Genomic DNA, 21,226 nt, shown 5'->3' on the forward strand with positions numbered 1-21,226 from the left:
TGCGATTGTCCGATTATTGCGTGATCCGCTCCAATACACGGCTCAGTGCATCTTTCAGCGCCCCTGAGCCGCCCTTGCCGTCGAAATCCAGCAGCACCTGCTCGTTGAGGCCGCCCTTGGTGGCGAATTCGCGGCTGAGATCGATGAAATCCGTCCTGCTTCCGGCAAGCAGGGCCACCTCGGAAAGGCCGGCAAAGAGGGGCGCGAGATAGGCGCGCCCCTTTTCTTCCGGCAGACCGTTCTCGGCAAGCCATTCCGTCGTCGTTTGCATGATGCCGAAATAGGTGGCCATCAAAGCGCTGGCGGCGGCCAGAAGATCGTATTCCGCCTTGGTTTCGCATTCCACCGCATTGCCGAGCACGTTGAACATAGCAGCCGTATCCGTATCGGCAGGATAAATGGCGGTGACGCCCTTGCGCCGGGCAACGAAGGGCAGCGGGATCGCCTGGCTGAGACGCACATCCGCGCCGATCCACTCAAGAAGCGCCTCGCGGCCGGTTGCGGCAACGACGCTGACGATCTTCTGCCCGTCCCGGAACCGCAGCGGCTGGATGACTTCTTCAGCGATCTGCGGCCGGATAGCCAGCATGACGGTATCGCAGCCATCGACGATTGCCTGATTGTCGCCGGAGACGATCACCTGCGGGAAATCGGCGGCAAGCCTCGCGGAAATATCGGCACTGCGCTGGGACACCATGACATGCGGCACGGCGGCAGGTCTGGCGAGCAGGCCCCTGACCATCGCATCGGTGATGGCTCCCGTTCCGATAAAACCGATTTTCTGGGGAAGTGACATGATTGCTCCGCTGCGGCGTTTCGCGTGATGCTAATTTTTCCGTCCGGAATTGTCGACAAGCAGAGGGGGAAATTTGCGGTGGGGGCGGAGCCGCGCCCGGTTTATGCCGGCTGATCAATACGGTCACGGACCGGAACACAGCTAATCGGGCACCGTAAAATCAATGCACATCCTTCCCCGTGCGCGTTTCTTCCAACCCCAATATCGCCGGCCATGCAGGTGCTGCACGCTCTGACATGACCTCGATATGGCGCAGCGAGGTGAGACCGAATTCTTCCGGGCGCAGGGTTCTGCGGTTGACGCTTCCCTGCGGGAAAACGTCGGCATAACGCCAGACGGCGGCGGGCGGCACCACCACATCGTCTGCCATCGTCATCATGCGCAGATCGAAGCGGGTGGCGGAAAAATCCGGTTCTGGCAGCGATTTGCCAATATCGCGCCGGAAGAAATCCCGGCTCGTGCACCAGCGCCGCCATTGCCAGTAGATTCCGGCGGGCAGATCCGCACCCAGTAGCAGCCTTCGGCCGGGAAGATAGCCGGCGAGTGTCGTGCTGACAGGCCCAAGCAGATACCAGAAGGCGATAACCGTGGGCCGATAGGTCCATGGATGATCGCTGACATGGGCAAAGCCCGAACCGATGGTGATGACACGCTCAAGCCGTTCGTCATGGCGTCGAAAAGGAAATGTCAGCCCGCCGAGGGAATGGCCGAGCAGCCAGAGGGGGCCTTCCGGTGCTATCTCGCAAAGTGCGGCCTCGGCCGCTGTTTGATCGGCAATTCCCCAGTCGGCCATGGTGGCCCGGCTTTCGCGGACGGGGCGTTGTCGGGATGCGCCGAAATCGCGATAATCATAGGTCAGGACACCGATGCCCTGAGCGGCCGCCCATGTGGCGAAGGCGCGATAATAGCGCGCCGGAACACCTGTTGCGCCGTGAAGGACAAGATGCGCGCGGGCTGGCCCCCTGGGCGGAAAGAACCGGCCGGCGAGCCTGTGCCCTTCCGAAACAATGTCGATCTCCCGGCTCTCTGCAATATCAGTCATCCATCCCTTCCTCCTCCTGGACCGTTTGGTCTAATAACATCTCTGGACCAAACGGTCTACGGCGCCTAAAACAGGCGAATGGACGAAAGCAAGAACCGCCACGCTTTGATACGAGCCACCTCCGCGCTGTTTCGGCGGCGCGGTTATGCGGGTGTGGGACTGGCTGAAATTCTCGCGGAGACAGGCCTGCCGAAAGGCTCTCTCTATTATCATTTTCCCGGTGGCAAGGAGCAGCTTGCCGCCGAGGCGACGCGATGGGCGGGCCGGAAGGTCGCAGAGCTGATCGATGCGAGTTTCGAGGACGCGGAGAGCTTCGCTTCGGGCTCGGTGGCGCTGTGCCGTGCGATAGTCCGCCTCTCGCAGGAAAATGGCCGCATCATGGGTTGCCCGGTGCTCAGCATCCTTCAGGCCGGCGATGAAAAGCCCGATTTGCGCCAGATCGGTGCGGATGTGCTCAACGACTGGACCGCAAGGATCGCAGCACAGGCAAGTCGCCTGGGCAGTCACGATCCGCAGGCCGATGCCGAAAGACTGGTGATCGGGCTGCAGGGCGCGTGGGTTGTTTCGCTGGCCCGTCAGGATGTCACGTCGTTTAAGACGCTGGAGAGCAGCCTGCTTCAGTCTGCCTAGGCGTATGCCGATGCGTTTTCACGCGGAGGCCTGATCGGAGCCATCAGTGCTTGTGGTGCCGCATGCTGCGGAATAAATGAAAAGCGCGGCCGCCTTCAGGCTGACCGCGCTTGTTGTCGTAGAAGAGAATAGAACTTTTACGTCTCTTTAGTCTGCTGCTTTCCCGGTGTCGGCTGATCCGTGGCGTTCGCGATTGATGCAGCCAGCAGAGCCTGTGTCGGGTCCGTACCCTTGAAGCCGGCCTGTGCAAGGATTTCGTCAAGAACCGGCTTTTGCGCAGTGAAGCTCAGAAGCTGGCTCGAAAGATCGCCGAGGCCATTGCCGTTTTTGACGTCGCCGCCGCCACCGAGGGCGCCGGCCAGATTACCCGCGCTGAAGATGCGGATATCGGAGATCTTCTCGATGGGCTTCATCGCCTCGGAAAGTGCTTCGGGAATGATGGCGATCCTTGCACGGGCGAGCTCGAATGCGATGATGTCGCCCGATAGCGCATTGCGTGCATCGTTCTTTGCGCGTTCCGCCTGCGCCTCTGCATCGCCGAGAGCGATGACGCCTTCGGCACGGATTTTCGCGGCCTGTGCCTCGGCTTCGGCGCCGATCTTGGTGGCGGCAGCCAGGTTTTCGGCGGCTTGCCGTTCGGCTTCCGCCTTTACCGTGATGGCCGTCGCCTCCTGCTCTGCCGCCTTGCGGGCGTCGATCACGGCGATGCGCTTGGCGCGTTCGGCTATTTCCACTTCGCGGGCTGTTGCCACCTGTTCTTCCGCAGTGATGGCGGAAGCCTTGGCTTCGTCCGCCTTGGCGCGGGCGGCCTGTTCCTGCTCCACCTTCTGTGCCACGGCGATAGCGGCTTCGATTCGCGCCGTTTCGGTGATCTTGCGCGCTTCCGCCTCGCGTTCGGCAATACCGCGCTCGGCTTCGATGCGGGCAGTTTCACGCGCCTGGCGGGCTTGAGCATCCCGTTCGGCGATGCCGCGTTCCGTATCGAGCTTTGCCGTTTCCTCGTTGAGGCGGGCCGCCTGCTCGGCCCTTGCCGCTTCCGCCCGCGTTTCCGCCGTCTTGTTGGCGATATCGCGCTCCTGCGTCAGCTCCGCATCGCGCTGTTCGCGTTCGATGGTCAAGCGCCGCAGCACCGCTTCGCGGTCCTTCGTGGCAATTTCGACTTCGTTGTCGCGGACAATCTGGTTGCGTTCGCGTTTACGCTCTTCGGTGATCCGGGTGAGCGCCGTCAGGCCCTCCGCGTCGAACGAGTTGTTGGGGTTGAAGTGCTTGATATCGGTTTGATCGAGCCGTGTCAGCGAGACCGATTCCAGTTCCAGACCGTTGGACTGCAGATCGTGCGCGACGGCCGCCTGCACGGATTTGACGAATTCGGCACGCTGCTCCTGAAGATCGCGCAGCGACATGGTCGCGGCAACCGAGCGCAAACCGTCGACAAATTTCGCTTCGACCAGTGACTTCAGCGCATCGGCATCATTTGTCCGGTCGCCGAGTGTCTGGGCGGCAAGTGCGATGTTTTCTGCATCGGGTTTAACCCGCACGTAAAATTCGGCAGTGATGTCGGCTCGCATGCGATCCTTGGTGATCAGGGATTCATGTTCGGATCTTTTCACTTCCAGCCGCAATGTGCTGAGAGAGACCCAGGAATAGGAATGGAAGATCGGCAGGATGATGGCGCCGCCATCGAGAACGACTTTCTTACCGCCGAGGCCGGTCCTTACATAGGCTTTGTCGCGTGTCGACCGCGTGTAGAGCGATGTCATGATGATGCCGATGACGACGATGGCCGTGACGATGGCCCCCGCAATCAGGCCCAGAGAAAAGAAATCCATGGTGAGTTAGCCCCTATGATGCCCGCTATGGTGAATTTCCAGGTCCGTCGGTACGGGAATGGCCTGAAAAAGCCCGTCCGCACCGTCGACGATCAATACCTGCGCACCCGTATCGATCGTGTGACCGGATGCAGCCTGTGTGCGCAGGAAGTGAATATTCTCGTGCCGGTCCTTGACCCGCACGGTGCCGGGCTTGCCCTGATCGAGAGGCCCGATGGTGACCGTGCCCACAAGTCCCAGAAAATCGGTCTGCTCGAGCGCGTTTGTCTCATCGCGTGGAATGACCTTCGCAACAGCGCGGCTGAGTGACCGCGTGGCCGGCAGGGCGGCGGCAATGGCACCGGTCATGGCCAGATAGGGTGGCAAGGGCCCGAGCGGCGTTGCGGAAGCGATCCCCTGAATGAAGAACCCGGCGACGGAAAAAGCCGAGAGCAGGATGACTGCCAGAACAAGAAGCGGCACGCCGCCCGCATTAAGCCAGGACATCCAGCTGCCGAGTAACCCCGCCTCGGCATCGCCGGGCGCGTGGTAACTGAAGTTGTCGTCAAGCAGTCCCGAAGCCGATACACCAAGAAGGACCGAGACGAGTTCGACGATGCCGAGGCCGAAGACCGTCAGCAAGGCGATCCAGAAGGGAGCAGTGCCTGGCTGGACAATGCTCTCCATCAGCGCTGCCCCTCACGAAATGCCTTGAGCCGTGCTTCGATGGCGCTCTGGCGCTGCATCCGGCCGAGTTCTTCAACCTCCGCCGTTCCGTTATTGGGCTTGGCGGGGGTGCCGGTTACTCTTTCGATGGCGTCGAGCGCATCAGCCAGACGGCGGTCGTTGCGCTGGGATGGGGTCGTATCGGTTGCCGGTGCGATGCGTTCGGCGCGCTTGGCGTCCTCAAGCCGCTTTTGCGCATCCGCCTTTGCGGAAGCGATGCTACGCAATGTGGTTTCCGCCTCGGCAATTTCGGCAGCGTTCTCGAGTATCGCCTTGTTCAGCGCTTCCCGCTGCGCTTCCAGATCGATCTGCAGCCCGGTTGCCGCGCGGGCCAAATCCTCGCGGCCGTTTTCAAGTCCGATCCTGATCTTGTCGTCGAGGTCGCGAATTTCTTCGTCGAGATCGGCGGCCTTGGCTTTCAAGCGATGGCCGGCTGCGACCGCCACGCCAAGCGCGGATCGGGCCTCATCGGCGATCTGAGCGATTTCCCGCACCGCCTGCTGCGCTACCGCAACCGGATTGGACGCCTCCGCCGCATCGACAGCATTGTTCATGACACCGGCGATGACACGCCCGAGTCGCCCAAGAATACCTTCATTGTTCATCGAAGCCTCCCTGTTTGGTTGAAAGCCGGTTTTTATTCCGGCATGGATGCTGATGGTTTCGCCCTCGAACACGAGGCGCGCTTCTGAAAAGTCATTCCAGCCGTCGTGATAGCCACGAACGGTATAGGGCACCACGACGCGGCCTGAGAGGGTGGCGATGCTCACCGTATCCGGCCCCTTGACCGAAAAGAGCTTGCTGTCGAGCGGAATGTCCCGCACCGGCTCTTGCGGATCGCGCTGGCTATGGTCGCGCAGAGCCAGCGTCACCATGCGGGAAGGAAGGCTGGTCTTGACCCTGATCTCTTCATAAGCTGCGGCATGCAGGGCTACGAGATTGGCGCCTTCAGTCCGGTCAAGGATCGCCATCGCCCGCCGATAGGCAAGGAGCGTTTCTTCGAGAGAAGAGCGGTTCCCCTCCGAGAGATTCAGTGCCAGGACAACGTTGGACAAAAGTTTCGTGCTCATGCGAAATATATAAAGCACTTCATTTGTGCTTTCAAGATATGGCCCATGCGAAATGAAAGGCTGGTTCATGAAAAAAGCAATCATATTCGACTGCGAGTTCCTCTGCCTGGAAGGTTCCCAGCGCAGGTTCTGGTGTGCGGCTCATGATCCCGATCCGGTTATTGCGCAGATTGGTGCCGTCAGGCTTGGGCTGGAGGGCGATTTTCCGTTTCTGGGGACCTATAAGGCCTATATATGTCCGGTCGACCGTCATGGCGGAAGATACGCGATCGATCCGTTCTTCACCCGGCTGACGGGTATCACCGGGGAAATCATCGAAGCGGAAGGCGTTCTCTTGCAGGAGGCCCTTTCAAGCTTCGACAGTTTCACGGAAGGTGCCCAATGCTGGTCATGGGGCAAGGACGAGCTGAATATGCTGGCGATCAGCTGCTATGTCGCCGGCATACAGCCGCCCATCCCTGCCAAGCGTTTCGACAATGCCGTCAAACTTCTGCTTGCAGCGGGAATGCCGGTGGAGGAGCTGGCAAAAACGCCGAGCAACAGGCTGGCCGATTATTACGGTGTCGAGCATCCGCCATTGCAGGGGCACGATGCGCTCGATGATGCGCTTTCGGTTTCCTATACGCTGCAACATCTCCTGAGGGGCGGAAAACTGACGCCGGAGGTGTTCGGCGTTTAGCCGGTGTCAGACGGATTGCGTCACGATCCCGGCCGATGTTCGCGAAAGGCGGCGGCGAGCGTGCGTAAGGCTTCCCGGGATCTGCTGTCCGTCAGGGTGGAGAACATGATGATTTCCGTGGAGGGCAGGGGCGGCAGGCCAAAACGCTGGCTGACCTCCACCGTGCCGGGCGGTGCGAGGCGGGAAGAGAAGGCGGAAACCGCAAGCCCGGCCGAGACGGCGGCGGTCACCATCGACGATGTGCCGCCGAGAAACACCTCCGTCCACGCAATCGCAGCCGCGTCGAGGGTGCGGGTGGCGATGTCGCGCACGCCACAGGCGGGAGAGAGTGCCGCCAGCCGCAGCGGTTCACCCTGACGGTGTTCGAATTGCGGGGTTGCATACCAGCCGAAATGTTCCGGCCCGAGCACCTCGCCGTCGCGCCGGTCGTCCTCGCGCCGGATGATTGCCGCATCGATCTCCCCACGGTCGAAGGCGTCCAGCAGGGATCGGGAATGATCCATGCGCACTTCGATCGTAAGTCCGGGGTCATGGTCGTTGAGACGTGCAAGCAGGGTCGGAACCTCCGGTCCCGCCACATGGGCGGCGATGCCAAGGCCGAAGCGGCGGCGCGGGGAGGAAAGACCCGCCAGCGCCCGGTCATGCGCGGCGAGAAACTCGCGGGCAGGCGCCAGAAACACCGCGCCCTGCGCTGAGAGCCGCACTGAGCGCGGTGTGCGTTCGAGCAGCCGCTGGCCGAGCCTGTCTTCCAGTCGTTTGAGCTTGACGCTGATGGCGCCCTGGGTGGTGCCAAGCGCTTCGGCAGCACGGGTGAAGCTCTGCATATCGGCGATGGTAACGAAGGCTTCGACGGCCTCCACATCCAGCGTGCTCATATCGATTATTCCAATTTGTTGTCTCTGAAATAGCCAATCATCCAATTCAGTTATGGTCAAGCTTTGTCTAGCGTGCCTCCTCCACAGATCGGTTTTTGCAGTTGCGGGCCGACCCATGAAAGGCTGAAGAATGACCCTTGCCGTTGCCGCACCAGCAAGCAGCAGAAGCGCCATGGCGCTTGCTGCCGTTTGTCTCTCCGCCCTGATGTTCGGACTGGAAATTTCCAGCGTTCCGGCGATCCTGCCAACACTCGAACAGGTGCTGCATGCGGATTTCCGCGAGCTTCAGTGGATCATGAACGCCTACACCATCGGCGTGACGATAGTGCTGATGGCGACGGGTGCGCTGGCAGATCGCTTCGGCCGCAAACGTGTCTTTATCGCCAGCATCGTCGCTTTCGCGCTGTCCTCTCTGGCCTGCGGAATGACGGAAAACGTCTCGGTGCTGATCGGCGCCCGTTTCCTTCAGGGGCTGAGCGGCGGGGCGATGCTGGTGTGCCAGATCGCCATCCTGTCGCATCAGTTTCGCACGGCCCGCGAACGCGGCATGGCGTTCGGCTGGTGGGGCATCGTCTCGGGCGTAGGGCTGGGCTTCGGCCCGATCATCGGCGGCGCCATCGTTGCGCTGTGGAGCTGGGAATGGGTGTTCCTCGTTCACGTCGTGCTTGGCGCGGGAACATGGCTGCTTGCCACGGGTGGCGTCGGAGAATCGCGCGATCCGGAGGCGGCGCGTCTCGATCTTGCCGGCATGGTCACCCTTTCGGCCGCCGTTTTTTGCCTTGCCTTTTTCATCACGCAGGGACCTGCGCTCGGTTTTGTGAGCCCGGCGGCGCTTCTGATCCTCGGCGTCGCGGCTGCGAGCTTCATTGCCTTCGTGATTGCTGAAAAGCTTAGTTCAAGACCGATGTTCGACTTCTCCGTGTTTCGCATCCGGCCTTTTTCCGGGGCGATCATCGGTTCGGCGGCGATGAATATCAGCTTCTGGCCGTTCATGATCTATCTGCCGATCTGGTTTCAGGCGGGCCTCGGTTATGACAGCGTCACCGCCGGCCTCGGCCTGCTTGCCTATACGCTGCCGGCGCTGGTGATGCCGCCGCTGGCGGAGCGCCTGTCGCTGCGCTATCAGCCGCGCCTCGTCATTCCGGCCGGGCTGTTCACCATCGGCCTCGGTTTCATGCTGATGAAATTGGGAAGCGGCATCGAAAATGCGAGCTGGCTTACCATGCTGCCTGGCTGCATCCTCGCCGGTATCGGGCTCGGGCTGACCAATACGCCTGTTACCAACACCACCACGGGTGCGGTTTCCCCCGCCCGTTCCGGCATGGCCTCGGGCATCGACATGAGCGCACGGATGATTTCGCTCGCCATCAACATCCCGATCATGGGCTTTATTCTGGTCGAGGGCGTCCGGGCTTCGCTTCGGGCGAACCTGCCGTCCGGTGCGGATGTGCGTGAATTGCAGTCGCTGGCGGAAAAGATCGCGGCGGGAACTGCCGGCGCCTCGGCGCAGGGCGTTTCGGAAGAACTCGTCCATCGGGCGCTTGCGGATGGGTTCGGCCTCGTCATGCTCTATGCCGGCATCAGTGTCTGGCTGCTCGCCGCTATCAGCTTCACGATCTTCGGCCCGGCGCGAAAGCCTGCCCAAGGTTAGGGCTACGGCCGCAAAGGGAAGGCTATTTCCTTCGCCCCAGCAGGACCATGAGCAGCGGCGCGCCGACGAGAGCGGAAACCAGGCCGGCGGGCAATTGGTAGGGAAAGGCTGCCATTCGCCCCACCCAGTCGGCAAGCACCATCAGGCAGCCGGCGGCGAGTGCCGCGGCGATGAGATGCGGGCCGGCGCGCCGAAATCCGATTTCACGGGCAAGGTGCGGCCCCATCAGCCCGGCAAAACTCAAGGGGCCGATGATGAGCGTCGCCGCCGCCGTCATGGCGGCCGCGAGAATGAACAGCGCGGCCCGTGCCGACGGAACATGGACGCCGAGTTCCCGCGCCGCGCCCGCGCCGAGTGGCAGCAGGGTAAGCCACCGATGCGCCAGAATGGCCATGGTTGCGAAAACCACCGCGCAGACGGCCGCGATCCGGGCGGTGAAACCATCGACGAGATAGGTCGAGCCTCCCATCCAGCGAATGATCATCATGGCGCGCGGGTCGCCGCCGGCCGCCAGCACGCCGATCACCGCGTCGAGCATGGCCGTCAGCACCACGCCGGTCAGAAGAACACGCTCGGGCGTGAAGCCTGACCTGAGGCCGAGCGACAGGATGGCGAAAAGAACCGCGGCAGCGCCGGCGCTCGCAAAACCCAGTTGCAGCATCGGCCCGGAAGCGGTGAAGGCGAAAAGCGCGACGGCCATGCCAAGCGTTGCACCGGCTGAAACGCCAAGCACTTCCGGACTTGCTATCTCGTTGCCGGTCAGGCGCTGGAGAATGGCGCCGGCTGCACCAAGCAGGCTCCCGGCTGCGAAGGCCGCGACGACCCGCGGCCAGCGATAGGGCAGAATTTCGCTCCATTCACCGACAGGCAGCAAACCCCAGCTTCCATCCGGCGCGCGGCCGAAAAGAATGGCGGCCGTTACGCCCGCAACCAGCAGGCCAACGAAAGACAGGACCATGATGGGGGAAAGGCGACGCTGTTTAACGATGCCCGGCAGCGGAGCGGGCAATTCCCTCTGCATGGCTTTCAGGCGGGGCAGCAGAAACAGCACCAGCGGCGCGCCGAACAGGGCCGTCATGGCGCCGGTCGGTATCAGCCCGCCGGTGATATCCGAAAGGCGTTTGACGATTTCATCCGTCAGAAGCAGCAGCCCTGCGCCGATGAGCGGAGACCAGAGGATTTGCTGGGCGATGCGGCGGGCACCCGCAAGCCGCGCTATGGCGGGTGCGACAAGGCCGACGAAACCGATGACGCCGACGGCGCTGGTAACAAGCGCGGCCAAGGAGACCGCGATCGATACCGCAAGAACCCGCAGCCGCACGACGGAAAGCCCGAGCGCTCCGGCGCTGACATCCCCCAGTTCCATCAGCGATAAAGGCCGCATGATCAGCCCGGCAAGCGCGGTCAGGACCAGAATTTTCGGAAAGAGGGTGACGGGAACGGCCCAGCTTTGCAGAGACAGCGACCCCGCACCCCAAATGAACAGGCCGCTCAGATACCGTTCGTTGAGAAGGACGAGAATGGCCGAGGCGGCGGCGCACCAGATGCCGATCATCAGACCGGCGAGGACGAGCGACAGCGGTGAAAATCCGCGTCTTGCGCCGATGGAAAACACCGCAAGGGCGGCCAATGCGCTGCCTGCCATCGCCACCACATCGCGGCTGATGCCTTCCAGAGTGGGAAAGGCGAACATGGTTGCGGCAACGGCAAGATTGGCGCCCGCTGAAATGCCAAGCGTCGAGGGTGAGGCGAGGGGGTTGCGCAAGGCCTGCTGCAACAATGCGCCGGCCAGAGCCAGCGCAGCACCCGCCAGAAGCGCCGTCGCCATGCGCGGCAGGGTGGAATAGAGCAGCATGAGCCGCTCAACATCATATTGCGCACCGTCGCCGCTCAATCGATGCAGATCCGGCCAGATATCGCTGACGGCAAAGATGGCGCCGAGGAGGAAGAGGCTGGCGGCAACACCGGCGGGGGTGAGGAGGCGCAAGAGGACCGGCGGCATCAGGCGTGGCTTTCCAGATGCTCGGTCACCAGGCGGGCAAACCGCATGGCTTCCTGCACCATGCCGAACATCAGCACGCCGGGAAGGGTGGAGACCCGGCCTGCCCGGACGAAGGGCAGATTGCTCCAGAGCGGGCTTTGATCGAGCCGCGAGAGAATGTCGGGCGGTGTCAGCGGTTCGAAGGCGATGAGCCGGGCATCCGCCGAAAGGACGGCCAGCGCCTCCAGCGCAATGGTTTCGAACCCCCAATAATTGGTCTTTCCCGGCCAGGCATTGGCAAGACCGATCTTTTCCATGGCGCCCTGATAAAGACCGGGGCCGCCATAGACCCGCGCATGACGCTCATCCATGAAATTGATGACGGCGACCGGCGGTGGCCGCAATTTTTCAAGCCGGTGGCGGCAATCGGCAAAGCAGGCTTCGGCCCGTGAGAGGAAATCCTCTCCCCGCTGTTCCCTGTTGAGGGCCGCGGCAAGCTTGCGGGTCGCGGCGTAGGACGCCGTCAGGGCGTCGCTCTCCGGTGTATAGATGGGAAATTCCATCACCGGAGCGATCGACTGTAATTTCGGGGTAAGCGAGGCAAGGAAAGGCGTTGACAGGATGATGTCGGGCTTCAGCCTCGCCAGCACTTCGAAATTGATTTCGGCGGTCAAGCCGAGGTCGGCCACGCCTTCCGGCATGGCAGGTTCCACCATCCATGTGTCCCAGTCCGCGCGTGCGGCGATGGCCGCCGGCGCGGTGCCGAGCGCGAGCAGGGTGGAGGCAAGCCCGTAATCGAGCGAGACGATGCCGCCCTTCGGCATCGCCGCTTTCGCCGCGCTCTGCCATGGCAGGGTCAGCGCTGCGGCCATCAGCAGCCGGCGAGTGGGCGAATGGTCAGGCATCATGCGTGTCCCGATTTTGTCCGCAGGGCAGAGGACAGCTTGCGCCGCATCCGCCAATGGTGGGGATCATGTATCGCAGGCAGCAAACGCGTCTGTTGCCCTTAACCACCATGCCGGACATGGGATTGCGGCTGCCATCCGGCCACAGGGCATCGTCGATCACCGCCCGGCAGGCGCGTGCGAGCGCCGGATCGGCCTGCGCCTCGATTTCCCCGATGATCCACGACAGATAGACGGCGGCATTGTTCCACAGCAATTTGGGGGCAAGTTTCGCAGCCCTGGCGATGGAGGGGATGAGTGCCGCGAGATGATCGCGCAAAAGCCCATGCAGATCTTCGGGCGCGGATGCCTTGCCGGCCTGATCGCCGGCATGGGGGATCAGGAATGCGACGGGAAGGGCGTTTTCCGGATCGATAATAACGCTCAGATCGCCGAGGGCCAGAGGCAGGCGGCGGCCGTGAACGAGACGGCAGACGGTGGGCGTGATGGTCAGCAGGCTGAAATAATAAAGTGTCCAGAGCGATGCCGCGGCTCTCGGGTCGGCGTCCGGATGGGCAGCTTTGTGGCGGGTCATCAAGCCGCAAAAAACATCTTCGCAGGCAAGCTGCCGGCAAGGCAGAACCTCCGCACCGCAGGGCGGTGCAAGCAGGAACTTGTCCGTGCAATAGCCGAAAGAGCCGACGGACGCGAAGTCCGGAAGCCCTTCATGCGCCGATTGCCGGCAGGGCGCCATGGTCTTCGCCATGCGCCCCGCCACCGGGTTGCCGCCTGCGGTCGCCACGGCTACCAGCGATATTTCAGGGACGCCGTGATGTTCCTGCCCTGTCCGAGATAGCAATAACCGTCCGTGCAGGCGACATTGCGGTCGTCGGCGATGTTGCGGACGTTGAAGGACGCGACGAGGCCGTCATAATCCTTGTCGAGCGCGCCGAAATCATAGGAAAGAGCGGCGTCGAGATAGATGGCGGCATCGTTCTTCGCGATGTTTTTGGTGCTGGTATAGCTTTCGCCGACATAGCGCAGGCCCGCTCCGGCCGAGAGGCCATGGAGAGGCGTATCTTCCTGGAAGGTATAGTTCGCCCAGAGAGAGGCCACATGGGTCGGCACCGAGGAAGGTGTATTGCCGGCGTCGTCGCCCGCCGTGATTCTGGAATGGGTGTAGCTATAGGCGGCGATCACATCCCAGCCGGCGGCGATATTGGCCTTCGCCTCCAGTTCGAAGCCCTTGTTGGTCACCTCGCCGAGCGAGCGGAATATCAGGCCGGCGGGATCGATCGCCACGGGCTTGTTCTTTTCCGCCAGATGATAGGCGACCGCCGAAAGCATGATGTCTGTTCCGGGCGGCTGATATTTCACGCCCAGTTCGAACTGTTCGCCTTCGGTGGGCTTCAGCGTTTCGCCGGTGGCGGAAAGCTTGGTAACCGGATCGAAGGAGGTGGCATAGCTGAAGAAGGGCGAAACGCCGTTGTCAAAGGCATAGAGTGCGCCTGCCTGAACGGTGAAGGCGTCCTTCTGCACGTCTTCTGTCACAGGCCCCTGCCGGGTCTGGTCCACCCAGGTCTGCCGGCCGCCGAGGGTGAAACGCCATTTGTCCAGCTCCATCTGGTCGAGCGCATAAAGGCCGACCTGCCGCAGATCGGCTTCCGACTGATAGGCGCTGTAGGCGGGTGTGGGTCCGGAGAAACCGTAGCGCGGATTGGCGATATCGAAATCGAAGGCGGAGCCGCCGGATGCATAACCATAGGCGAATGAAGACTTCACATTGCTGTAGTCGAGGCCGGTCAGCAGCGTATGGGAAACGGGGCCGGTGTCGAAGCTCCATTCAAGCTGGTTGTCGGCCTGGAAGGCCTTCATGTCGTCGCGGATCGCCCAGGGATCGCGATGGGCGACGGTGCCGGTCCAGCTCGATACGCTGAGATAACGGCTGCGTAGATCCATATGGGAATAACGCAGATTCTGCCTGAAGGTCAGTGTATCGTTGAATTCGTGCTCGAAATTATAGCCCACCTGCTGCTGGCGGATTTTCTGGTAGTCGTAGTCGGGATCGCTTCCACGCAGTCGCAGGACATTGCCGGCGGGATCGGTCAGCGCTGCGACCGAAGCGTCGGTTTCGGTGGACTGGATGAGCCCGTAAACGGTGAGGCTGGTCTGGTCGGACGGCTTCCAGGTAAAGGACGGCTGAAGGAAATAACGGTCGTCGGCAATATCGAAATTGGTGTCGCCGGCGCGCGCCAGTCCGACCACGCGGTATGACAATGTGCCGTCAGCGTCTATCGTGTCGCCGATATCGAAGGCGGCCTGCTTGCGGGTTTCCGTGCCGTAAAGCGCTTCGACCTCGCGAATGCGCGTGCCGTTTGCGAGCTTCGACGTCTTGTTGACGATGCCGGCGGGCGTGCCTGCGCCATAAAGCACCGAGATCGGGCCACGGACGATTTCCACACGCTCCAGCGAATAGGGATCGGTGCGGAACATGCCGTAGTTCAAATAGGGCTGACGCAGCCCGTCCTTGTAGTCGCCCATGGTGGTGGCGTCGTAACCGCGAATATAGATCTGGTCGAAGCGCGGGTCGAAGCCGGCGGCGGTGCCGGTGGTGACGCCGGCGGAATAGCGCACGGCCTCAATGATGTCCTGCACGCCGCGCTGCTGCATTTCCTTTTTGGTGACGACCGCGACCGAGCGGGGCGTCTCGATGAGCGGGGTATCGAGCTTGGTGGCGCCGGAGCTGTTCTTGGCCGCCACGGTGGCGTTGTCACCGCCGCCCCTGTTGCCCGTCAGTTCGATGGGCTGGAGCAGGGTGGAGCCCGCAACCGGCGCTGCGGCGGCGCCAGGGTTGCTGAGCCGCACGGTGTTGGCGCTGGTGAAAGTGTAGGAAAGGCCGGTTCCGGCAAGCAGGCGCGTGAGGGCATCCTTGCGGCTGAATGCGCCTGTGACACCCGCCGTCCTCACCGTGGCCGGAATTTCGCCGTTGAACACGACATCGACGCCGGTGATGGAGGAATAACGCACCAGCGCGCTCGAGAGCGGCTGCGGCGCGATTGAAAATTGCAGCGCGCTTGCCTGCGCCGCCGTCTGTGCGGCCGCCGGCAGCGGGCCGGTCAGGGTAAGGCCGGCGACGGTGGCGAGAAGCAGGATACGAAATGATCCGATTGCTGAATGACGGTTGCTGAAATGATTTTTACGCTTAGACACGGTAATATACCTTCCCCTGCTCCTGTTGCCGCAATGACGGCCTCAAAACACGAGTACGATTCCGTTTGCGCAAAACCTCGGTCCCCGGACAAAATTTTTTTAATCGCGTGTGCAGGCAATGCCCCTGAAGTGTTTTCGCATTTCCGGACGGAGAACCGCGCGCCGCTTTTCCTTGAAATGCTCTAGCGCTGGCGGATGACCGACAGCCAGGGGGAATAATCGGTGACCGTGACGGGCAGGCCCTCTTCGAGGATTTGCCCGATCTTTTCCCGGCGTCTGACATCGACGATCATCGTGACCGGCTGTTTGCCGAGCGCATCGCCCAGAACGATCATGCGGCCGCGACGCCATTGCTCCAGTCGCGCGACCACCTCTTTGAGGGGCGTCGAGATGAAGACCAGCTTGCCCTGCCGCCACGCAAGCCGCGTTTCGATATCGGTTGCTTCGGGTCGCGAGAGAACACCGTCGCGGTAGGAGATGCTGTAACCGGCCTCGACCGCCTGCCGCGACTGTCTGGCGGCGACCTCGACGGCATGTTCGGCCACCGAAACCGAGACGGAGGAACCCGCGCGACAGACGGAAAAGGCGGTGCCGAGCGCCGTGGTCACCAGTTCTTCCGTAATGACGGAAAATGGCCGGTTCCGATCCGGGGCGACCCGGAAGAACGCCTCACCCGACAGCAGCGTGATTTGCCGCCGCTGTGGGGTGAAATTCACGGAAATGGCGCTCGATGTGGAAAGCTCGACGGTCGAACCGTCGGAAAGTGCGATGCTGCGGGTCTCGCCAATCGCGGTTTCATAGTCACCGGCCGGGCGTGTCGCCTGCCAGGCTGCGGCTCCGACGCCGCCGATCAGCAGAAGTCCCGCTGCGCCGTTTTTCAGCAACCGACGGCGGCCAAGCGGCTGCGCCTGTGCAAGCTGCGGCGCCATGCCGGCGCCGAGCCATATGCGCTCGATATCGGCATAGGCGCGTGCGTGCCGCTCGTCGGCCTCGATCCAGCGACGGAATTCGCTTTCGTCGGCTGCGGTTGCGCCGGGTTCCAGAAAATGCGCAAACCAGCTTGCCGCCGCATGCGCTATTGCCGCTTCGTCACCTTGGGCTGCGGTTTCGCGGCTGGTCGGCGTCTCCGCGGTCGTATCCTTGCCTCCGGTCACCTTCATCTCTCGCCCGGCGGCGTCATGCCGGTCTTCAGCTTTTCAAGAGCGGTGACCATATGGCCGAAAGCGGTTTTCGGCGAAATATGCAGCCGCTGGCCGATTTCCACGAAGGTCAGGCCTTCGATGCGCGAAAGCAGAAACACGTCCCGGCATCGCGGCGGCAGGGCATCGACGAGCATTTGCAGGCGTTCCAGCTCCTGCCGCCCGATCATGCAGGTTTCCTGCGTGGGCGAGGGATCGGCGACGAAAGCAAGATGTTCGATGCCGGTAAAGACCGGGGCGATGCGCTTGCGCCGCTCATGGTCTATGGCAAGGTTTCTGCCGGTGATGATGACATAACCGCAAAGATCGCCCGTGAGGCCAAGCAGTTTCCGCCGCTCCCACAATCGCAGGAACGTGTCCTGCACGAGATCGAAGGTGGTCGCGTGGCAACGCACGCGGTGATAGATCGCCGCGGCAAGCTTGCTCTTCACATTCAAAAACGCGTCCAGAAGATCCGGGCTGTCAATTTGCTGCATGGTCTCTGGATAACACCGGCCATCCGCGCGCAGCAAGACGGCCGAGCTAATAAAGATGATTTTTTTTATCATATTTATTAGCTGTAACTTTCGCACCACGATGCGGCGCGAAAATATGGGCATGGGCGGAGCCTCCCGACCCTTCCCCGCAAGAGTTTCTCCACGATATCCCTAGGCGCTTTCGGTTGCCTTGCTCTCGCGGAAGCGTTTGCCGAGGTCGAAAAAAGACAATTTTATGTGGCTGCGCTTGTCTCTCCCCTCAAGGCTGGAGAAAGGCACTTCGAAACCGAATGTCTTGTCCGGTTCGCCGGAGCGTTCCCGCCAGAAGGCATCGATGTCTGAAACCAACAATTTTTGCCGCCGGGCGCGACGGTAGCGGATGGGGTGTCTGGAATGGGCGACAGCGAAGTAGCTGAGCGCACCCTCGCAGGCGAGACCTTGCAGAACCATCAGCGTTGCTTCCTTGGGGCGAAGTCCCGAGAGATCGCGCGTCACCGACACCATTTGCTCTTTTGCGGCGCGCGGACCCTGCATGCCTCCAACGACAATCGTGTGGCGCTGCGTTTCGCATCCTTCCAGAAAAGTAAATGTCGCCGTCCACAAAACGGCGTTGTCACGGTCGCGCACGAGCCTGACAGCCAAAGCGCCCTCGTGCCGGCCGCCGCAACGATCCGCCAACGCCAGGATGCATCGATATTCATCGTTCCGGCCGCGAACGGTGCCCATGTCCATGGTTTTTCCCGCCCACAGCCCGGCCATGGTGCTCCTGGGAAAATGCCGGTCCGCAATTGCGAAATTGTCCATGAGAAAAGCCAGCCGCCTCTTCCGGGAAACCTTATTGATCAGGAATTTAGAAAGCGGTTTTTGGAGAAGGTCGTCATGCGGAAGCGGTAATTCTCGCTCCGCTGAAAACTCGGCCAGAAACCACCACCACCGAAAGGTGACCAATGGATTGGCTGCAAAACGCATCCAGAAAAGGACTGCCCGCTTCCAGTGGGCACGTCCGGCAAAAGTCGTAATTCTCCGGAGCAGCAAAAAATGAGGTGTTTCCGAAACCGTCTGGACCACCTCATCGGTGACCGGGCGTTTCTCTGCCAGAACGGCAGCATCTTGAATGCGCGACATACATGGGCTTCCGGCAGAACATGAGCGTTCAGCCGGGGCATGCGCCGGAATTGTCGAGATTCTGTCGAGAAACAGCCTGTCTTCCATGAAGACCGGTTTGTTGCCGCAGCGGATTGCCCGCTGAAATCTTTCAGGGCGTTTGCGCGAAGAGAACCGTCACGATGGTTCCGCCGTCCGGTCGTGTCTTTATCTGCAGGTCGCTGTCATGCGCCCGTGCGATTGCGCGGGCAATCGACAGGCCGAGCCCGGTGCCACCGGTTTTGCGCGCGCGTGACGGTTCCGTTCGCCAGAAGAGTTCGATGCCGTGCGCCTCGACGCCAGGGGGAAAGCCCGGCCCCTTATCCTCGATCGTGACGAAGGGCCGCCCATCCTGAAGCCCGGTCGAACAGCGCAGAAACTTGCCGCTCGCCGCATAGCGGCGCACATTGTCCATCAGGATCAGCAGCAGCTGCCGAAGGCGTTGGCGGTCGCCGCAAATGGGTGCGGGTTCCAGCGACATATCGATATCGATGCCGGCCTCATCCATCAGCGGCCGCGCTGCTTCAGCCACGGCCGCGCATTCGGCGGCAAGATCAAGCGGCTGTGTGTCTTTGACGAGGCTGTTGGTTTCCGCCAGGGAAAGTGTGCGCAAATCATCGACAAGACGCGCCAGCCCTTCCACATGGACGATGAGGTGGCGAATGGCTTGCTTGTCGAGGGGAAAGACATCATCCGCGATGCCGTGCAAACGGCCCTGCAGGATCGTAAGCGGGGTGCGCAATTCGTGGGCCACCGCCATCGTGTTGAACTTCAGCCGGCGCTCCATCATCTGAAGCTCCCGCGTCAGGCTCTCGAAACTGTCGACCAGAAATGCGACTTCGGCGATGGGGTTCGCCTTGATCTTTGCGCCTCCGCTGAAGTCGCCGGTCGCCATGCGCCGCGCAGCGTCTGCAAGTTTGCCGAGAGGTGCCGCAATGCGCCGCGAGATGAAGTAACCGAGCAGGCTGCACAGAAGGACACCGAGCAATCCGAAGAGGAATACCGATTTGATAAGCTCGTTATCCGCCTCGTCTTCCAGGCCCGGCAAAACCTCGATAAGGGCCTCAAGCTGGCGCTGATCCGGCATCACACCCCGGTCGATATCCGAGAAGGCCTTGGAGGCATCGGGCGAAAGCTGGGCGATGATGCGCTCTTCAATATTGTCCGCATACCAGGAAACGCCGAAATAAACCAACGCGACGGCAAAGATGAGCATCGTGGTGATCGTGATCGCCGTCATCGTGCGCAGGCGCAGTCGCCAGAGTTTCATGGTTTCTGCTCCCCGGCCAGCCGATAACCGACGCTGCGCACCGAGACCAGATAACCGCAGGCGCCATGATCCGCCAGTTTCTTGCGCAGATTGGCGATGTGCGTGTCGATGGTGCGCGCCAGCGCATCGCTTTCCGGCAGGCAGGCATCCAGAATATCGGCGCGCTGAAAGGCGTGGGTGGGGCGGCGCGTCATATGGGCGAGTATCCTGAACTCGCTCAGCGTCAGGGGCAGAACGGTCCGTCCCCCATCGCCGCAAACGGCCGCGACATAGGCTTCGGTGTCCACTTCGATGGCCCCGAAGCGCAAGACCCCGCCGGCGGCCGGCTGTCGCGTGCGTTTCAGCACGGCATTCACCCGCGCGATCAATTCGTGGGGATTGAAAGGTTTGACGATGTAATCGTCAGCGCCGAGGCGAAGGCCGGTCAGCTTGTCCATATCCTCCGCAAGAGAGGTCACCATGATGACAGGCGTATCCCGTTCCCGCCGGATGCGGTTCAACACCTCGATGCCATCGAACTTCGGCAGGCGAATGTCGAGCAGAACCAGATCCGGTCTCAACATGGAGAAATGCGTCAGCGCTATTTCTCCGTCGCTCGCCCTGACGGTTCTGTATCCTTCGCGAATGAGATAGGCGTCCAGAATCTGAATAATATCGGGGTCGTCTTCGACGATCAGAATAAGCCCTTTGTCCATACTCGATCCGCAAATCTGCTTCTGTAAGCCGTGGTAACACCGGGACGCTAAGCGGATGCGAAACATCGGGCAAGAGCCTCCATCCCCGAATAAACACTATCGGTGCCGCTTTCCTTGCAGTCTTGTCTCTTTCTCCGCAAAGCCTTGACATTTCTGCGGAAGAGAACTGGCCATGCACCAGCCTCTCGCCAGTAAAACCGACCGGAAAAAGCGGAATTGGACCCAGAGGTCGAAATTTCGCGCAGGCGCCATCCATGTCGCCCGTCAGGCTTTTTTACGTGCCTCCGGCAGTTCCTCCCTGCTGGCTCTTCTGGTCGCTCTTGCGATGATGATCGTCTTCACGATCAGGTCGGATATCGATCTTGAGGTGAGCCGGCAATTCTGGACGGACCGTTTCCACCTTGGCGAGGACGAGTTCCTCGTTTCCGTCCGAGATCTGAACCGCATGCTTCCGCCGGTTTTATTGTCCGGGTTGGTGTGCATGCTTGTCCTCATGCCATTTTCGGGCGGCCTGCTCCGGGTTTTTCCACCGCACAAGCTGCTGTTTATCGGCGTCTTTTTTGCTCTGGGACCGGGCGCCTCGGTTCATATATTGAAAAACGCGTTTGGCAGGGCAAGACCGCGCCATCTTGGCGAGTTCGGGGGAGACCTGTTGTTTACACCGGTTCTTTCCCTTGACGGTGGCTGCGCCCGAAATTGCTCTTTTCCTTCCGGTGAAAGCGCTTCCGCAGCCGCTCTTCTCGCCTTCACCATTCTCCTGCCAGAGAAATTTCGCCTGATCGGCATCGCGATACTGGCGCCATTTATCGTGATTGTCTCCCTGAACAGGGTGGCAATGGGCGCTCACTTCCTCTCCGATGTCCTGATTGCTTGGCCCTTGATGCTCGCGGTGTTCCTTCTGCTCCAACGACCGTTCATGAACAACCGACAGGCGATAGACGCCGCCTTCTCTCGCAGGGTCGACGGGACGCGGCCCGCCGCGGAAACAAGGCCATTTGCGGAACAATAAGGCGGAGGGGAATCCCCTCCGCCCAATATCAAAAGGGCAGCGGAAAACCGCTGCCCTTGCTGTTTCTTGCCGAGTGACCGGA

Annotated in this window: 19 protein-coding genes; 4 read left to right on the plus strand and 15 right to left on the minus strand. The window is 61.5% G+C overall.

What is annotated here, in order from left to right:
* Positions 1–13 precede the first annotated feature (13 nt).
* Complete coding sequence (locus CFBP4996_RS20990; RefSeq protein ID WP_080853928.1) at positions 14–796, minus strand: pyrroline-5-carboxylate reductase; 783 nt, start codon at positions 794–796, stop codon at positions 14–16.
* A 160-nt stretch (positions 797–956) separates the two neighbouring features.
* Positions 957–1,838: an alpha/beta hydrolase family protein gene (locus CFBP4996_RS20995; RefSeq protein WP_080853927.1), complete on the minus strand. Its 882-nt coding sequence runs from the start codon at positions 1,836–1,838 to the stop codon at positions 957–959.
* Positions 1,839–1,916: 78 nt separating this feature from the next.
* Here CFBP4996_RS20995 and CFBP4996_RS21000 point away from each other — a divergent pair, with 78 nt between their 5' ends.
* Positions 1,917–2,468 (plus strand): TetR/AcrR family transcriptional regulator, encoded by a 552-nt coding sequence (locus CFBP4996_RS21000; protein ID WP_080853926.1) that lies wholly within the window; start codon positions 1,917–1,919, stop codon positions 2,466–2,468.
* 137 nt (positions 2,469–2,605) lie between these two features.
* On the opposite strand, the gene CFBP4996_RS21005 is transcribed toward CFBP4996_RS21000, so the two are convergent.
* From CFBP4996_RS21005 to CFBP4996_RS21015, 3 genes are read right to left on the minus strand one after another with little or no spacing between them, the layout of a single operon-like run.
* Entirely contained in the window at positions 2,606–4,297 is a 1,692-nt protein-coding gene (locus CFBP4996_RS21005; protein WP_080853925.1) for a flotillin family protein, read from the minus strand.
* Positions 4,298–4,303: 6 nt separating this feature from the next.
* Positions 4,304–4,963, minus strand: a complete 660-nt coding sequence (locus tag CFBP4996_RS21010; protein WP_020811314.1) for an OB-fold-containig protein — start codon at positions 4,961–4,963, stop codon at positions 4,304–4,306.
* Positions 4,963–6,057, minus strand: a complete 1,095-nt coding sequence (locus CFBP4996_RS21015) for a PspA/IM30 family protein (RefSeq protein WP_137396280.1) — start codon at positions 6,055–6,057, stop codon at positions 4,963–4,965. The genes CFBP4996_RS21010 and CFBP4996_RS21015 overlap by 1 nt, the downstream gene beginning before the upstream one ends.
* 82 nt (positions 6,058–6,139) lie before the next feature.
* Here CFBP4996_RS21015 and CFBP4996_RS21020 point away from each other — a divergent pair, with 82 nt between their 5' ends.
* Positions 6,140–6,751 (plus strand): 3'-5' exonuclease, encoded by a 612-nt coding sequence (locus tag CFBP4996_RS21020; RefSeq protein ID WP_080853923.1) that lies wholly within the window; start codon positions 6,140–6,142, stop codon positions 6,749–6,751.
* 20 nt (positions 6,752–6,771) lie between these two features.
* Here CFBP4996_RS21020 and CFBP4996_RS21025 read toward each other — a convergent pair whose 3' ends face one another.
* Positions 6,772–7,626 carry a LysR family transcriptional regulator gene (locus CFBP4996_RS21025; RefSeq protein ID WP_162936051.1) on the minus strand — a complete coding sequence of 285 codons (855 nt, stop codon included), beginning with the start codon at positions 7,624–7,626 and terminating at the stop codon, positions 6,772–6,774.
* Positions 7,627–7,756: 130 nt separating this feature from the next.
* On the opposite strand from CFBP4996_RS21025, the gene CFBP4996_RS21030 reads away from it, so the two are divergent.
* Positions 7,757–9,277 carry an MFS transporter gene (locus CFBP4996_RS21030; RefSeq protein WP_080853922.1) on the plus strand — a complete coding sequence of 507 codons (1,521 nt, stop codon included), beginning with the start codon at positions 7,757–7,759 and terminating at the stop codon, positions 9,275–9,277.
* 22 nt (positions 9,278–9,299) lie between these two features.
* Here CFBP4996_RS21030 and fhuB read toward each other — a convergent pair whose 3' ends face one another.
* The 9 genes from fhuB to CFBP4996_RS21075 all read right to left on the minus strand — a co-directional run bounded on the left by fhuB (position 9,300) and on the right by CFBP4996_RS21075 (position 20,135).
* Complete coding sequence (gene fhuB / locus CFBP4996_RS21035; protein WP_080853921.1) at positions 9,300–11,279, minus strand: Fe(3+)-hydroxamate ABC transporter permease FhuB; 1,980 nt, start codon at positions 11,277–11,279, stop codon at positions 9,300–9,302.
* Positions 11,279–12,166 (minus strand): iron-siderophore ABC transporter substrate-binding protein, encoded by an 888-nt coding sequence (locus tag CFBP4996_RS21040; RefSeq protein ID WP_080853920.1) that lies wholly within the window; start codon positions 12,164–12,166, stop codon positions 11,279–11,281. The genes fhuB and CFBP4996_RS21040 overlap by 1 nt, the downstream gene beginning before the upstream one ends.
* Complete coding sequence (gene fhuF / locus CFBP4996_RS21045) at positions 12,156–13,001, minus strand: siderophore-iron reductase FhuF (protein WP_279511285.1); 846 nt, start codon at positions 12,999–13,001, stop codon at positions 12,156–12,158. Before fhuF ends, CFBP4996_RS21040 begins: the two co-directional genes overlap by 11 nt.
* Positions 12,947–15,352, minus strand: coding sequence for a TonB-dependent siderophore receptor (locus CFBP4996_RS21050; RefSeq protein WP_080853918.1), 2,406 nt, complete (start codon positions 15,350–15,352; stop codon positions 12,947–12,949). The genes fhuF and CFBP4996_RS21050 overlap by 55 nt, the downstream gene beginning before the upstream one ends.
* Before the next feature lie 182 nt (positions 15,353–15,534).
* On the minus strand, positions 15,535–16,512 hold the full coding sequence (locus tag CFBP4996_RS21055) for a FecR family protein (RefSeq protein ID WP_080853917.1): 978 nt from the start codon (positions 16,510–16,512) through the stop codon (positions 15,535–15,537).
* Complete coding sequence (locus CFBP4996_RS21060) at positions 16,509–17,027, minus strand: RNA polymerase sigma factor (RefSeq protein ID WP_035264557.1); 519 nt, start codon at positions 17,025–17,027, stop codon at positions 16,509–16,511. Before CFBP4996_RS21060 ends, CFBP4996_RS21055 begins: the two co-directional genes overlap by 4 nt.
* A 171-nt stretch (positions 17,028–17,198) precedes the next feature.
* A complete protein-coding gene (locus CFBP4996_RS21065; protein WP_080853915.1) occupies positions 17,199–18,152 on the minus strand; it encodes a DUF535 family protein in 954 nt (317 codons plus the stop codon).
* A 130-nt stretch (positions 18,153–18,282) separates the two neighbouring features.
* Positions 18,283–19,440 (minus strand): ATP-binding protein, encoded by a 1,158-nt coding sequence (locus CFBP4996_RS21070; protein WP_080853914.1) that lies wholly within the window; start codon positions 19,438–19,440, stop codon positions 18,283–18,285.
* Complete coding sequence (locus tag CFBP4996_RS21075; protein WP_003522071.1) at positions 19,437–20,135, minus strand: response regulator; 699 nt, start codon at positions 20,133–20,135, stop codon at positions 19,437–19,439. The genes CFBP4996_RS21070 and CFBP4996_RS21075 overlap by 4 nt, the downstream gene beginning before the upstream one ends.
* Positions 20,136–20,307: 172 nt before the next feature.
* On the opposite strand from CFBP4996_RS21075, the gene CFBP4996_RS21080 reads away from it, so the two are divergent.
* On the plus strand, positions 20,308–21,144 hold the full coding sequence (locus tag CFBP4996_RS21080; protein WP_080853913.1) for a phosphatase PAP2 family protein: 837 nt from the start codon (positions 20,308–20,310) through the stop codon (positions 21,142–21,144).
* Positions 21,145–21,226 lie beyond the last annotated feature (82 nt).

The sequence above is a fragment of the Agrobacterium leguminum genome, assembly GCF_005144435.2.
Classification (GTDB): Bacteria; Pseudomonadota; Alphaproteobacteria; order Rhizobiales; family Rhizobiaceae; genus Agrobacterium; species Agrobacterium leguminum.

Excerpts from the sequence above, each read along its gene's own strand:
- CFBP4996_RS21075 (WP_003522071.1), bottom strand. The coding sequence starts at position 20,135 with ATGGACAAAGGGCTTATTCTGATCGTCGAAGACGACCCCGATATTATT.
- CFBP4996_RS21020 (WP_080853923.1), top strand. The coding sequence starts at position 6,140 with ATGAAAAAAGCAATCATATTCGACTGCGAGTTCCTCTGCCTGGAAGGT.
- CFBP4996_RS21070 (WP_080853914.1), bottom strand. The coding sequence starts at position 19,440 with ATGAAACTCTGGCGACTGCGCCTGCGCACGATGACGGCGATCACGATC.
- CFBP4996_RS21055 (WP_080853917.1), bottom strand. The coding sequence starts at position 16,512 with ATGAAGGTGACCGGAGGCAAGGATACGACCGCGGAGACGCCGACCAGC.
- CFBP4996_RS21025 (WP_162936051.1), bottom strand. The coding sequence starts at position 7,626 with ATGAGCACGCTGGATGTGGAGGCCGTCGAAGCCTTCGTTACCATCGCC.
- CFBP4996_RS21030 (WP_080853922.1), top strand. The coding sequence starts at position 7,757 with ATGACCCTTGCCGTTGCCGCACCAGCAAGCAGCAGAAGCGCCATGGCG.
- CFBP4996_RS21000 (WP_080853926.1), top strand. The coding sequence starts at position 1,917 with ATGGACGAAAGCAAGAACCGCCACGCTTTGATACGAGCCACCTCCGCG.
- CFBP4996_RS21080 (WP_080853913.1), top strand. The coding sequence starts at position 20,308 with ATGCACCAGCCTCTCGCCAGTAAAACCGACCGGAAAAAGCGGAATTGG.
- CFBP4996_RS20995 (WP_080853927.1), bottom strand. The coding sequence starts at position 1,838 with ATGACTGATATTGCAGAGAGCCGGGAGATCGACATTGTTTCGGAAGGG.
- CFBP4996_RS20990 (WP_080853928.1), bottom strand. The coding sequence starts at position 796 with ATGTCACTTCCCCAGAAAATCGGTTTTATCGGAACGGGAGCCATCACC.
- CFBP4996_RS21060 (WP_035264557.1), bottom strand. The coding sequence starts at position 17,027 with ATGCAGCAAATTGACAGCCCGGATCTTCTGGACGCGTTTTTGAATGTG.
- CFBP4996_RS21005 (WP_080853925.1), bottom strand. The coding sequence starts at position 4,297 with ATGGATTTCTTTTCTCTGGGCCTGATTGCGGGGGCCATCGTCACGGCC.
- fhuB (WP_080853921.1), bottom strand. The coding sequence starts at position 11,279 with ATGCCGCCGGTCCTCTTGCGCCTCCTCACCCCCGCCGGTGTTGCCGCC.
- CFBP4996_RS21065 (WP_080853915.1), bottom strand. The coding sequence starts at position 18,152 with ATGTCGCGCATTCAAGATGCTGCCGTTCTGGCAGAGAAACGCCCGGTC.
- CFBP4996_RS21010 (WP_020811314.1), bottom strand. The coding sequence starts at position 4,963 with ATGGAGAGCATTGTCCAGCCAGGCACTGCTCCCTTCTGGATCGCCTTG.
- CFBP4996_RS21040 (WP_080853920.1), bottom strand. The coding sequence starts at position 12,166 with ATGATGCCTGACCATTCGCCCACTCGCCGGCTGCTGATGGCCGCAGCG.